The organism is Grimontia sp. AD028 (assembly GCF_000973155.1).
In the GTDB taxonomy this organism is placed as follows: domain Bacteria; phylum Pseudomonadota; class Gammaproteobacteria; order Enterobacterales; family Vibrionaceae; genus Enterovibrio; species Enterovibrio indicus.
In genome coordinates, this window is record NZ_LASY01000143.1 from 1 (window position 1) to 13,106 (window position 13,106).

12 protein-coding genes are annotated in these 13,106 nt (G+C 47.5%); 7 read left to right on the plus strand and 5 right to left on the minus strand.

All coding sequences use genetic code 11. The features are described from left to right. Positions 1-118: 118 nt before the first annotated feature. Both RN22_RS22460 and RN22_RS22465 read left to right on the plus strand, forming a co-directional pair. Positions 119-403 (plus strand): 2Fe-2S iron-sulfur cluster-binding protein, encoded by a 285-nt coding sequence (locus tag RN22_RS22460; RefSeq protein WP_002542658.1) that lies wholly within the window; start codon positions 119-121, stop codon positions 401-403. Positions 404-537: 134 nt separating this feature from the next. After that, positions 538-1,236 carry a YoaK family protein gene (locus RN22_RS22465; protein WP_046307951.1) on the plus strand — a complete coding sequence of 233 codons (699 nt, stop codon included), beginning with the start codon at positions 538-540 and terminating at the stop codon, positions 1,234-1,236. Here the strand turns inward: RN22_RS22465 and RN22_RS22470 are convergent. Further along, the gene (locus RN22_RS22470; RefSeq protein ID WP_046307939.1) at positions 1,221-2,069 is read right to left on the minus strand and encodes a diguanylate cyclase; all 849 of its coding nucleotides are present in this window, start codon (positions 2,067-2,069) and stop codon (positions 1,221-1,223) included. The two genes, RN22_RS22465 and RN22_RS22470, sit on opposite strands and share 16 nt — an antisense overlap. Before the next feature lie 227 nt (positions 2,070-2,296). Between RN22_RS22470 and RN22_RS22475 the strand changes: the two genes are divergently transcribed. Continuing rightward, the gene (locus tag RN22_RS22475) at positions 2,297-3,565 is read left to right on the plus strand and encodes an O-acetylhomoserine aminocarboxypropyltransferase/cysteine synthase family protein (RefSeq protein ID WP_046307941.1); all 1,269 of its coding nucleotides are present in this window, start codon (positions 2,297-2,299) and stop codon (positions 3,563-3,565) included. 62 nt (positions 3,566-3,627) lie between these two features. Here RN22_RS22475 and RN22_RS22480 read toward each other — a convergent pair whose 3' ends face one another. From RN22_RS22480 to RN22_RS22490, 3 genes are all read right to left on the minus strand, one after another. Then, a complete protein-coding gene (locus RN22_RS22480; RefSeq protein WP_046307942.1) occupies positions 3,628-4,170 on the minus strand; it encodes a regulatory protein ToxS in 543 nt (180 codons plus the stop codon). Continuing rightward, positions 4,158-4,916 carry a winged helix-turn-helix domain-containing protein gene (locus RN22_RS24560; protein ID WP_052737584.1) on the minus strand — a complete coding sequence of 253 codons (759 nt, stop codon included), beginning with the start codon at positions 4,914-4,916 and terminating at the stop codon, positions 4,158-4,160. The genes RN22_RS22480 and RN22_RS24560 overlap by 13 nt, the downstream gene beginning before the upstream one ends. A 146-nt stretch (positions 4,917-5,062) precedes the next feature. Then, positions 5,063-6,022, minus strand: a complete 960-nt coding sequence (locus RN22_RS22490; protein ID WP_046307944.1) for an OmpA family protein — start codon at positions 6,020-6,022, stop codon at positions 5,063-5,065. A 497-nt stretch (positions 6,023-6,519) separates the two neighbouring features. On the opposite strand from RN22_RS22490, the gene RN22_RS22495 reads away from it, so the two are divergent. Together RN22_RS22495 and RN22_RS22500 are read left to right on the plus strand one after the other, a co-directional pair. Beyond that, entirely contained in the window at positions 6,520-7,029 is a 510-nt protein-coding gene (locus tag RN22_RS22495) for a VC2046/SO_2500 family protein (protein WP_046307946.1), read from the plus strand. A gap of 268 nt (positions 7,030-7,297) precedes the next feature. Continuing rightward, positions 7,298-7,984, plus strand: coding sequence for an SDR family NAD(P)-dependent oxidoreductase (locus RN22_RS22500; RefSeq protein WP_002542671.1), 687 nt, complete (start codon positions 7,298-7,300; stop codon positions 7,982-7,984). A 173-nt stretch (positions 7,985-8,157) separates the two neighbouring features. On the opposite strand, the gene adhE is transcribed toward RN22_RS22500, so the two are convergent. Next, a complete protein-coding gene (gene adhE, locus RN22_RS22505; protein ID WP_046307947.1) occupies positions 8,158-10,866 on the minus strand; it encodes a bifunctional acetaldehyde-CoA/alcohol dehydrogenase in 2,709 nt (902 codons plus the stop codon). 605 nt (positions 10,867-11,471) lie between these two features. Between adhE and RN22_RS22510 the strand changes: the two genes are divergently transcribed. Together RN22_RS22510 and RN22_RS22515 are read left to right on the plus strand one after the other, a co-directional pair. Continuing rightward, a complete protein-coding gene (locus tag RN22_RS22510) occupies positions 11,472-12,110 on the plus strand; it encodes a YchE family NAAT transporter (RefSeq protein WP_002542673.1) in 639 nt (212 codons plus the stop codon). A gap of 88 nt (positions 12,111-12,198) precedes the next feature. Further along, complete coding sequence (locus RN22_RS22515) at positions 12,199-13,026, plus strand: ion transporter (protein WP_046307950.1); 828 nt, start codon at positions 12,199-12,201, stop codon at positions 13,024-13,026. Positions 13,027-13,106: the final 80 nt, after the last annotated feature.

Here is a 13,106-nt window from a genome sequence, read left to right on the forward strand (position 1 = left end):
CGCCTAAAACGCTTATAGCTAGAACAAAATTCAACCACCAAAGTTCAACAGCCCCTAGGGTCTGTTGACCTTAGAACCAACAAACTGATGTGAAATGACGGCGTTTCGGAGACTGACTATGCCTAAAGTTACGTTCGGCAAAACCGGAAACAGTGTGGAGCTTTCTAGCGGCAGCTCGCTGATTGACTTGGAAGATACAGGTGAAAGTGAAGTGCCTTTTGGCTGTCGCTCTGCGGCTTGCGGCACCTGCTTGATTGATGTCGAGTCCGGCATGAACAATCTCGCCCCCCGCACTGAGGAAGAGCAAGATCTTCTTCATGATCTCGATATGGATGGCGACAAGCGTCGACTTGCATGCCAATGCGTCATTTATGGTGATATCACCATCACCCCGCTTAACTGAAACCCTCCGCCCAAAGAAAAATGTGCATGTGTGTTTGATCTAAGCCGCATGCACGCGGTTTGAATGAGGTAAAATCCCTGCTTTCTGTGGGCTTCTCGCCCACATTGCACATCCATTTCAATAAAGGTTCTCGCGTGATATCCAAACTGCCCAAATGGGTTGAGTACGGCGCTTTTGTTCTTGCGCTGACAGCCGGCTATGTCAATGGCATTGGTTTGCTCGGTTTTGAGCATCAAGCCATCTCGCATTTGTCGGGAACGGCGACATTGATCGGTACGGATATCATCAACAGTCATCCTGTAAAGCTGGTGCATTTGCTCAGCATTCTGGCGGGATTTTTCGGTGGCGCGCTATTATCTGGCTTTATCTTGAAAGATGGCACCCTTTCACTCGGCCGCCGCTACGACTTTCTGCTCATTGTTGAAGCGGCTCTGCTGTTGGGTGCCATCTATCCGATGAGCCATAATGCCGTTTATGGCTTGTATCTCGCGGCAGCAGCCTGTGGCATTCAAAATGGTTTGGTCACCAGCTACAGCGGTGCCATTGTTCGCACCACACACATCACGGGCATTATTACTGACTTGGGTTTGATGTTTGGGGCAAGGTTAAGAGGACAGCCAGTTAACCGCCGGAAGCTGGTGCTGTTTGTGGTGATTACCGTCGGTTTTGTGCTGGGCGGAACACTCAGTGCGATGCTGTTTCCTATTCTTCAAGAAAAAGCTTTCGTGCTTCCCGCCATGGTATGCGTCACGCTGGCCTTCATCTATCGCATTTACATGCGAAGAGCGAGGATCCACCTTAAAGCCATTGCGCCCAATCAGGCGCGGGATTGACGGCGAAACTTAGCTTTATACATTTCTCCGTCTGCTCGATTGAGCAGTTCGTCGATATTGGCATCGGCTTTCACATTTACAAATCCGATGCTGACATCAACACCATAATCAGTAATGCCAGTGCAAAGTGAAGCAGACAACGCACCCAGGTCATGCTCATTTTTGCTGAATGCCACAAACTCATCCCCGCCAACACGAAACGCGGCCTGCGACCCAAACGTCGATGACAAGTTTTGACCAAAGATTTTCAGTACTTTATCGCCGATTTTATGGCCGTGGGTATCGTTACACTGTTTGAATTTATCGAGGTCAAAGTAGTAAAGGCGATGAGTGATCAACCCAAGTTTGGAGAACCGCTCAAAGCAGGCACGACGGTTACCTAACTGCGTAAGCTCATCCAAGCGGGCATCTTTGTACAGCTTGGCCCGCAGTGATTTATTCGCTGCCGCTTCACCATTGAGCTGCGCAATCATTTTTTCGCCGGCGACGGTCTGTTTTAGAAAGCCATAAGAAATCAACACCATGCCCATAATGGTTAGGCTGGTATCAAGATAAAGCACCTTGAACTTTTCACTACTGACCACTTCATCAAGCACATCAAAGAGATTGCCCAAGCCGTATACCAGCCAACCAATCCACAGCCAGGTAGCCATGCGCATGCTTTTATAGCGAAAACACTCAAATGCCACGGACAGGCCAATGCCTAACCCTATGATTTCCTCATAGATCCCAGCATCTTCTTTGATGGCAATGGTGTCGACAAACACCATTAATGTGGCGAGGATCGCCCAAATAACCAAATGGTACAGCCAACGTGTTGAAATTCTATTCAAACCGCCCCCTTGATTACTTTTTGATCGATTTAGGCGATTTTAAAAGAAACCGGATGCAAACTCCCATTCGAATTCATTTATTCGAGAAGTGACTCGAATCCACTCACCGCCCTTATTGACAGTTTTGTCATTTATAAATCAAGAAAATCTTGAACACGTACAAGTAAACGGAGCTGGCTTTATGCCATAGTGAATCTTTTCGGCTAAATCACGCACAAGGACGAAGTATGAAAGACGAAACTCTCTCGATCCACGCTGGCTATCAGACGGACCCAACCACAAAGTCGGTGGCAACGCCGATCTACCAAACCGTCGCCTATGAATTTGACAGCGCGCAACACGGCGCGGATCTGTTCAACCTTGAAGTCCCGGGAAATATTTACACCCGTATCATGAACCCAACCAATGACGTACTGGAACAGCGTATGGCTGCGTTGGAAGGCGGTTTGGCATCACTGGTTGTGAGTGCAGGTAGTGCGGCGATTAACTATGCGATCCTGACGCTGGCGGAAGCTGGCGACAATATTGTTTCAACGCCACAACTCTACGGCGGTACTTACACCCTTTTCGCGCACATGTTGCCGAAGCAAGGCATTGAAGTGAAATTCGCTAAAGACGACAGCCCTGAATCACTGGCTGAACTCATCGATGACAACACCAAAGCGGTGTACTGTGAAAGTATCGGTAACCCAGCGGGTAACATTGTCGATCTTGGCCGAGTGGCAGAACTGGCTCACGCGAAAGGCGTACCGGTTATCGTAGATAACACAGTGGCAACGCCAGTGCTTTGTAAGCCAATCGAACACGGCGCAGATATCGTGGTGCACTCTCTGACCAAATACATTGGCGGTCACGGAACCACTCTCGGTGGTGTGATTGTTGATTCCGGCAAATTCCCTTGGGCACAACACAAAGAACGTTTCCCGGTGCTTAACCAGCCAGAGCCTTCCTATCACGGTGTGGTCTATACCGAGGCGTTTGGTGAAGCTGCCTTTATTGGCCGCGCACGCACCGTACCGCTGCGCAACACAGGTGCCGCTCTGTCTCCTATGAATGCCTTTATGCTGATGCAAGGTTTGGAAACCCTGCCGCTTCGCATGGAGCGTCACGTGGAGAATGCGCTGAAAGTCGCGGAATATCTGAAAGGCCACGAGAAAGTGAGTTGGGTCAGCTATGCCGGTCTGCCAGAATCTGAGCACCATGCACTGGCGCAGAAATACATGGATGGCAAACCTTCGGCAATTCTGTCTTTCGGCCTGAAAGATGGCTACGAGGCAGGTGTTCGTTTCTACGATGCGCTGGGTCTGTTCAAGCGTTTGGTGAACATTGGTGATGCGAAATCTCTGGCATGTCACCCTGCTTCAACCACTCACCGCCAATTGAGCGTGGAAGAGCAAGCGCAAGCTGGCGTTTCGCCGGAAATGATCCGCCTTTCCGTCGGTATCGAACATATCGATGACATCATTGCAGACTTGGAACAAGCACTGAACGCGTAAAGCCAATTCACGCCGAAAAGCCCGCTATATGTTCGTATCGCGGGCTTTTGATTTTAAACCAGCTAGGGTTGCGTAAGACGACTGAGAAGCACAGGAGCATTATTGATGCTGTTCAGCATGAAGGTGTTGTCATCCAGCCAGTGAATATCCTGGCTTTGGTTGAAGGTCTGATGGATAACATTCTTCACGATCTCTAAGCCATAGGCTTCGAATGTGCTGTTTTTTACCGGCTCCCATTCATCCATAAAGGTCGTTTTCAGAATCAATCTGTCACCATCAATCAACCACTCGCCGTTGTTCAACAAATAATAGGTTTCACTGTTACCGTCTTTCACCGCGGTGTAGGCAAATTGGAAACTTGCTGAATAGGTGTTGTCACTGTTAAACACCACATTTCCCGACCAGTTTGCGTCGATGTTGCCTTTCACCCCTTCCAGCACCACCCGCTCACCATCGTTGTTAAGGAAGTAATGTGATTCAAAAACCCATTTGTCTCTGGTCAGTGCGCGCTTGGTGCCAAAAACAGATTCAATCACAGCTGAAAAACCAAAAAAGGAAATCAGGAAAACGATGAAGTAAGACAGCCACTTCTTCACAGCTTGCATTGGTTTTCCTCCAACGACAGCGAAGAATTCAGACCAATGCGGAAAGCATGACCGAGAGACTGCTCATGGAAAATGAGCAAGGAGATGGAATCGGCATGATTCGCAGCAACCAACACTTGGGAAACAGGCAGGTTCTCCTGATCCACAATCACATTCACACACCTTTCGATGACTGGTACCAGTTTGGAATTGATTTGGTTTCCCGCCAGTTTATAAATGGGAATGGAGAGAGAGGAAGATTCAATGGTTTCCATTTTTGAAGCTTGGGGCTTTTCGACAGTCACCCAAGCTGCGACAAACGCCAGCAAAACGGCAATCAGATAAGGAATCAACCCCATTGGCACACGCTGACTTTTCTCTACTTCGGGTTCAGAGGGCGTTGCCAGTTCGCTCGGGTTCGCTTCCAAGACCAGCAGATAGCCCATTTTGGGAATGGTTTTGATCACCATCTGATCTTTCGCGGTGTCATTAAATGCTTTGCGTAAAAGTGAAATGCTTTGGTTCACGCTGCTTTCATCCACCACCAGTCCGCGTGGTTCCCAAACATCCGCCAGAATTTGCTGGCGCGACACTATCTCCCCTTTCTCTTTGATCAAGAGTTGAAGCAAGAGTGATTCATTGAGCGATAACTCAGTCACTTCACCTGTGTCTTCATTGGTCAGGGTATGGAGTCGGGTGTCTAAGAGGAAGGTATCCCCAATGCGGTAGTAGGCAGACACCTGCTCTGAGTTAGATTCGTTACTCACGCGCTTCCCGGTTTACTCAATGATATGGCAACAAAATTAGCTGATGGGACAAACCTAAGGCTGTCCAATTTCGATACAAAAGCAGAATGGCTGGATAATACGAAAAAAGGCATGTCGCTCCGGACATGCCTTTATACCAATGATGTTTACAGCAAAGTGATCTCTACCGAGCGCTCCAGCAATGCATCTGATTGAGAAATTGGTGATTGGTCTGCCACTGACAGAACAACAATACGGTCAGATTCCACACCTTTGCTCACCAAGTAGTCTGCAACCGCATCGGCACGGGCAGCAGAAACACGCTGGTTTGTCGCATCAGAACCACTGGTATCGGTACGACCAATCAGCTCAGCTTGCAAGTGAGGGTTCGCCAGCATGGCATGCGCGACTTCATTCAGGTTAAACGCACCGTATTCGTTGATATCAGAGCTGCCCACCTGGAAAGGAAGCACGTAGTGAGCGCGTGAAGGGACTTCTTCTACCACTTCTACGGTTTTTACCACTTCCTCTGTCACCACCATTGGTGTTTCTGGCTGGCCAAACTTGTAGCTCATGCCCCAGTAGACTTGGTGAAGATCTGTCTTACCACCATTGGCTTTTTCAATGTCAGCATAAATGTCGTAACCAACTTGGGTGCTTACTGCGTGGGTCAGTTGATATTCAAGACCGACACCCGCTGCTACGACCGCGTTTTCTTTTTTGAATACATCGCCATCTGTGTTATCAGCAAAAATGTAAGCACCACCCACTTTACCGAACATAGACAAATTCTCAGTCACGTTCAGGTCACCTTTTACACCCATTTCTGCGATGTGAAGATCCGCATTTGCGCCATCATTCAGACCAAAGTCATTCATGTAGCCATAGCCACCATACACACTGAAATGGTTACCAAAGTCGTAACCCCCTTCCAGTTTGAGTGCATGCGCATCATGTTCAGAACCTGACGGCAATTCTGATTCTTCAATCAGGCCCATACCCGTACCGGCACCGATATAAAAACCTTCGCCAGTGGCTTGTTGAACACCTGCCTCTGTAGCGAATGCCTGTGGTGCAATACCAAACATGCTGATGAGGATAGCGGAAGAAATGAATGTCTTTTTCATGATGGTTACCTTTATTGGTTATTCGTTTTCAAAGGCAAATCCCTGCCGACGTCACTGCTTTTTAATACCCGCTGGCTAATGCGGATATCGTCCGTTGCAAACACAAATCCATCTTGTCGGTGGAGGAAGGAGAAGACCAATAAACGGTTGTGATTCGTTGTAATGAAAGCTAATCAGGAGGGTTAAATAGGCATAAAAAGATATGAAGAACACTCAAGAACCCCTGCAAGCCTCTGTTTTAATGAGGTTTAAATGTGAGCGCAATTAAACCGGGTCTTGCTGGATTCTATAGGTAATCGAAAGGGTTTTTCCTGGGATAGCAAAGTGCAAAATGTATTGATTCGGGCAAATGGTCATTTCTTTTTGCTAGTGAAAGCTAAGTTCCAGCAGCTCAAGGGATAGACACATGTTGAACGGAAAGATTTTTCCCTTTTTTTATTAAAGTATTACGTCGCAATACCGATACATAGGGGGTAAGAAGTCAAAGTCAGGTTCACATGCAAATTCACGCGCTCGACAAAGCCCAACTCATTTCAGATATACAGCTCGGGGGAAACCTCAACCATGCTGTGTGTCAGGGCCGTCGTTCGGATTTCGCATTGATGTTAGCGTTGCTTTCTGGAGACGCTACCGAAACCACACCACTCAATCCCCCTTATCCAGAAAAGGTGACAGAAACGCAGCTTCGCAAAGCGTTTGATCTTCCTGAACCTACCCGTCTGGTTGCTGAAGAAAGAGACTATGAACTCTGCGGCTCTCAGGCTGATGCCTTTCACAAAGCGGGTTTGGTCAGTGCAAAGCTGAATGACTGTGTGAGCCCTTCAGCATTACATTTTCCTGCTATTGGAACACACAATTTAGGGGAAGATGTTTATCATAATTTGTCAGGACATCAACGAAGACAATTAGATAGCGAAAATGGCAAGACTGCCGCACTGGATCCGGTAAATTTATATAATCAATTGGTGACCGCAAAGCGCTTCAATGAAATGCATATTCAAGCGTAATCTATTGATTTTATTACCACTAGAACGTTCCGATACCATACTCATCACACCAATTCAACTTCTTCCATTCGAAAAAATCAAACTGTGATCACTTACTAAAAAAATCATTTTGCACACAGTTTGCACAACCTTTTTTGAACAAATTCACACCACTTTCGTCAATCATGGTCCAAGATTGTTATCCGCCTCTTAAAAAGCTGGGTATAAGTTGTTAGTCATCGTCGTATAACAATGAAGTGTGTCGGAAACATAATAGAAAGGTAAGACAATGGATATCGCTAAATCCGTCATTGTGATTACAGCTGCTGGGACTCCAACAGGTCGCGCTATGGCTGAACATTTTTGCAGGCTAAACGCCCGCGTTGCTCTCGTGGATACTGATGCAAGCCAACTTCAGGCTACTTACGATTCTTGTGTGAATGTAGGTGGTGTGTGTTTCTCATTCTTCCTTGCTAATCGCAGTGTGGAAAACATTTCCTACCTGTTTGAAGAGGTCAATCGTGAGATGGGAGCTGTGGATGTACTTATCAACTACTGGCAAGGCGGATCTCTGCCAAATTTGCTCGCCAGTCAGGAAGCTGCCAACGATGTAGTAAAAGATACCATTGCTGACGTTGCCTCTAACCTGTACCTGTTTGGACGCGGCGCAGCTTTTAATATGCTTAACAAAGGCCGCAAGGGCGTGATAGTGAATATCCCCGGCGTCCTTTCTTCCGGCAACAGTGCCCCAACGTTTGACAGCTCTAACGCTGTGATTAAAGGCTTGACCAGAAGCTGGGCACAAGAACTGGAACACGCGAACATTCGAGTAGGCGGCGTATTGCCAAGGCTACGCCAAAGTGATGAAGGTAACGTTCACTACCACCCCGCAGTGAACTACGACATGATTGATGGTGCCGCTTACATCGTCGAAAACGACAGTTTCACCGGCCGTATCTTAGAAGCAGCGAGTTAAACGGCTGGTGAAGTTTGCCGTAGCCGCTTCTATGCCCTGTTAATTTGAATTGACTGCATACATGGCGATTGGATAGGTCCCATCGTCAGGGAGTTGTCACCTCAAAAGGGTATTGCCACTGCCAATAAAAAAGCCCGCTTACGCGGGCTTTCTCTTTATTTCTGATTCAGAAATTATGCTTTAGCAGCTTCTTTCTTTGCTTTCGCAGCTGGTTTAGCCGCTGCAGCGTTACGGTCTTCGCTCTTCTTGATAACCGTAGTGCCTTCGAAAGTCTCACCTTCTACGAATGCTTTACCGTAGTAAGATGCCAGCAGAACTTCTTTCAGCTCAGTGATCAGAGGGTAGCGTGGGTTCGCACCAGTACATTGGTCATCGAACGCTTCAACTGCCAGCTCGTCAATCTTCGCCAGGAAGTCAGCTTCCTTCACACCCGCTTCCTGAATAGACATTGGGATATCTAGGTTGCCTTTCAGTTCGTCCAACCATGCCAGAAGACGTTGGATCTTCTGAGCAGTGCGATCGCCCGCTTGGGTCAGACCCAGGTGGTCAGCCACTTCTGCGTAACGACGACGTGCTTGTGGACGGTCGTACTGAGAGAACGCAGTTTGCTTAGTTGGGTTGTCGTTTGCGTTGTAACGAACAACGTTAGAAATCAGCAGTGCGTTCGCCAAGCCGTGTGGCAGGTGGAACTCAGCACCGATTTTGTGCGCCATTGAGTGACATACACCCAGGAAGGCGTTCGCAAACGCGATACCAGCGATAGTTGCTGCGTTGTGCACTTTCTCACGAGCGATTGGGTCGTTTGCACCATTCGCGTAGCTAGAAGGCAGGTATTCTTTCAGCATCTTAAGCGCTTGCAGAGCTTGACCGTCAGAGTACTCGTTCGCCAGAACAGATACGTATGCTTCCAGTGCGTGAGTCACTGCGTCGTAACCACCGAATGCAGTCAGCGACTTAGGCATGTTCATCACCAGGTTCGCATCTACGATAGCCATTTGAGGCGTCAACTCGTAGTCAGCCAGTGGGTATTTCGCACCAGTCTTGTCGTCAGTTACAACCGCGAATGGCGTGACTTCTGAACCTGTACCTGAAGTGGTAGTGATACATACCAGTTCCGCTTTCTTACCCATTTTAGGGAACTTGTAGATACGCTTACGGATGTCCATAAAGCGCATTGCCAGTTCTTCGAAATGCGTTTCTGGGTGCTCGTACATTACCCACATGATTTTCGCAGCATCCATTGGTGAACCACCGCCCAGTGCGATAATCACGTCTGGCTGGAAGCTTTGCATTGCTGCAGCACCTTTTTCTACTACAGTCAGCGTTGGGTCAGCTTCTACTTCGAAGAACGTCTGAACTTCCATGCCTTGCGCTTTCAGCAGGGCAACAACTTCGTCTGAGTAACCGTTGTTGAACAGGAAGCGGTCAGTTACAACCATTGCGCGTTTCTTACCTTCCAGATCACCCAGTGCGATTGGCAAGCTGCCACGACGGAAGTAGATAGATTTCGGTAGTTTGTGCCACAGCATGTTTTCAGCTCGCTTCGCTACAGTTTTCTTGTTGATAAGGTGCTTAGGACCAACGTTCTCAGAGATTGAGTTACCGCCCCAAGAACCACAACCCAGAGTCAGTGATGGTGCAACGTTGAAGTTGTACAGGTCACCGATACCACCATGAGTGGTTGGGATGTTCACAAGAATACGTGCGGTTTTCAGCTTGTCGCCGAAGTATTTGATGCGCTCTTGGTTGACGTCTTGGTTGGTGTACAGGCCAGAGGTGTGGCCGATACCGCCGATTTCAACCATGGTTACTGCTTGCGCTACTGCGTCTTCAAAATCCGTTGCACGGAACAGACCCAGTGTTGGAGACAGTTTTTCGTGAGCGAATGCGTCATCAACAGACACTTTGTCCAGACCTTCACCTACCAGTACTTTGGTGTCAGCTGGAACGGTTACGCCTGCCATTTCAGCGATTGCTGCAGCTGGCTGACCAACGATGTTTGCATTCAGAGCGCCATCAATCAGCAGTACTTTACGTACTTTGTCTGCTTCATCTTTGCTCAGTACATAACCTTTGTGAGAAGCAAAACGCTCTTTCACTTCGTCATATACAGAGTCAACAACAATCGCTGCCTGCTCAGAAGCACACACTACGCCGTTATCGAAAGTCTTAGACATCAGGATAGAAGCAACTGCACGCTTGATGTCAGCTGTTTCGTCGATAACAACAGGAACGTTACCTGCACCTACGCCGATAGCTGGTTTACCAGAAGAGTAAGCCGCTTTAACCATGCCAGGGCCACCCGTTGCCAGGATCAGGTTGATGTCATCGTGCTTCATCAGCGCGTTAGACAGTTCTACTGAAGGCTGGTCAATCCAACCGATGATGTCTTTTGGTGCGCCCGCTGCCACTGCTGCGTCCAGAACCAGTTTAGCTGCATCATTAGTAGAGTTTTTCGCACGTGGGTGTGGCGAGAAGATAATACCGTTACGGGTCTTCAGAGAAATCAGAGATTTGAAGATCGCGGTAGAAGTCGGGTTGGTAGTTGGAACGATACCACAGATGATACCTACTGGCTCAGCGATAGTGAAAGTACCGAACTCGTCGTTCTCTTCCAAGATGCCGCAGGTTTTTTCATCTTTGTATTTGTTGTAGATGAATTCAGAAGCGAAGTGGTTTTTGATGACTTTGTCTTCGACAATACCCATGCCAGATTCCGCAACAGCTTGTTGAGCCAGAGGAATACGGGCGTTGTTAGCAGCCAAAGACGCAGCACGGAAGATTTTGTCTACTTGCTCTTGAGAGAAAGTTGCAAACTCTTTCTGCGCTTTCTTTACACGCTCAACCATTGCGTTGAGTTCGGCTACGTTAGTTACAGGCATAGTTGTCTCCTACATACCTAAAGATTGAAAATTATTTAGTAACTACATGCTCGTTTAGTTAGAGGCCTAAGCGTCACACTTCCTCAGTGAGCCTTGGCAAGCATTTAGTAAATAACTTTCAAAACTGATTATAGATTTTCACAAAAGCAGAAAATTGATCGGGATCATGTGTAGTAAACTTTCACAAAGATTTTCATTAACCGGTCAATAATCAATCAAATCACGCTATAATCGACGTTTTGAAAGCCTAAAACCACAAAAAAACTACGCGAATGTAACACATGCGTTTTGTGTCTCATACACCTGTATAACTTCTTTTTCGTATGTTGTCCCGGTTAGATTTACAGATGTGATCACTATCACACGTATAGGTTGACAACCTAGCGTACAGAGAAGTTTCCAGCTCTTGCATACTCGTTATATTTAGTACACTTATTGCTCAGAGAACCCGAAATACCTGACTTCCGAACCAGGAAAAAATATTTCTCGTTGACGCTGCCGCTGTGGATTGGCATTTCATCTTTCGACGTTATACTAGCGCCCAAGATTGGCACTTTTGCGATCCACAACTAATCCTTCCGTTTCTCAGATTCGAGTGTTTGGGAATGAATAGCATCGAACTTGTAATATTTTTTCAGTTTTTCATCGGTTTGTTTGCCGCCGTGAACCCATTGGGCATCATGCCTATCTTTGTTTCTTTAACTGCCCATCAGGATCCAGTTGAACGGAACAAGACTGCATATACGGCAAGTCTAGCCGTGGCTGCCATTCTGGTTGTCTCATTATTGGCGGGTCAGTTGCTGCTGGATTTCTTCAGCATATCCCTGGACTCTTTCCGTGTGGCGGGTGGCCTGCTGCTGGTTAGCATTGCCTTCACCATGATGAGCGGTAAGCTGGGTGAAGATAAACAGAATAAACAGGAACAATCAGAGTCAGTTAGCCGCGAACAGATTGGCGTTGTGCCACTGGCTATGCCACTTCTGGCCGGTCCTGGTGCTATCAGTTCGACCATTGTTTATGCCAGCCGTTATCCAGGCTCTGTTGATACTTTTGGTCTTATCGCCAGTATTTGTATTTTTGCTGCGGGTATCTGGGGCTTACTGCGACTGGCACCAACCATCGTGAAGTTTCTGGGCCAGACTGGCATCAACGTGATCACCCGTATTATGGGCTTGATTCTCGCAGCCCTTGGCATTGAATTTATCGCCAATGGTCTTCGTGCTTTATTCCCTGGCCTAAGCTAAACATTCCTCGTTTTACTGCCCGCTCATCTCCCGAGCGGGTATCTCCTGCTAAACTTTTCATATCTAAATACTTTCCAGAGTGCTTGGCATGAGCAGGAATGCTGTTCAGGAGTCCCTATATACCACTATTTTCGGCACAGAAACTCGCGCCGGAAAGGCCTTCGACGTTACGCTCATCATTATCATTCTGGCGTCAATCGCCGTATTGATGCTCGAATCTGTCGGCGAGATGCAAGCCAAGTATGGGGATTGGTTCTTCACTATTGAGTGGGGATTCACCCTGTTCTTTACTGTGGAGTATGCACTGCGCCTATACTGCTCCCCTGCCCCCAAGGCGTATGCAAAGAGCTTTTACGGCATCGTCGATTTGCTTGCCATTCTCCCAACCTACATCGCCATGCTCTTCCCAGGCGCAAATTATCTGATGGCCGTCCGATTGCTCCGGGTACTGCGTATATTCCGGGTTCTGAAATTGATGCGCTATCTGGAAGAATCAAACGTCTTATTGGCTGCTCTAAAATCGTCCAGCAGGAAAATCTTCATCTTCTTTTATGCAGTGATGGTACTGGTGACTATTTTTGGCTCTCTGATGTTTGTGATTGAAGGTCCCGAGCACGGATTTACCAGCATTCCTTACAGCATTTACTGGGCCATCGTGACCATGACGACGGTCGGATATGGCGATTTGGTGCCCCAAACAGACATTGGCAAAGCATTGGCCTCGATAACCATGCTGATGGGTTACTCCATCATTGCGGTTCCCACTGGCATTATCACCGCTCAAATGGGGCAACATATGACGACACAAAGACAAACGACGCTTTGCCCCAATTGTTCTAAACCAGGGCACGAAAATGATGCTGATTTTTGTAAGTTTTGTGGTAGTGACCTAGCACAAAAAGAGAAAGAAACGTAAACCAAACCTTCATACCCATACAGCCTGAATCTTCAGGTTGTATGGGTATATACCCTAACAACCTGAAGATGCTTGAGTTC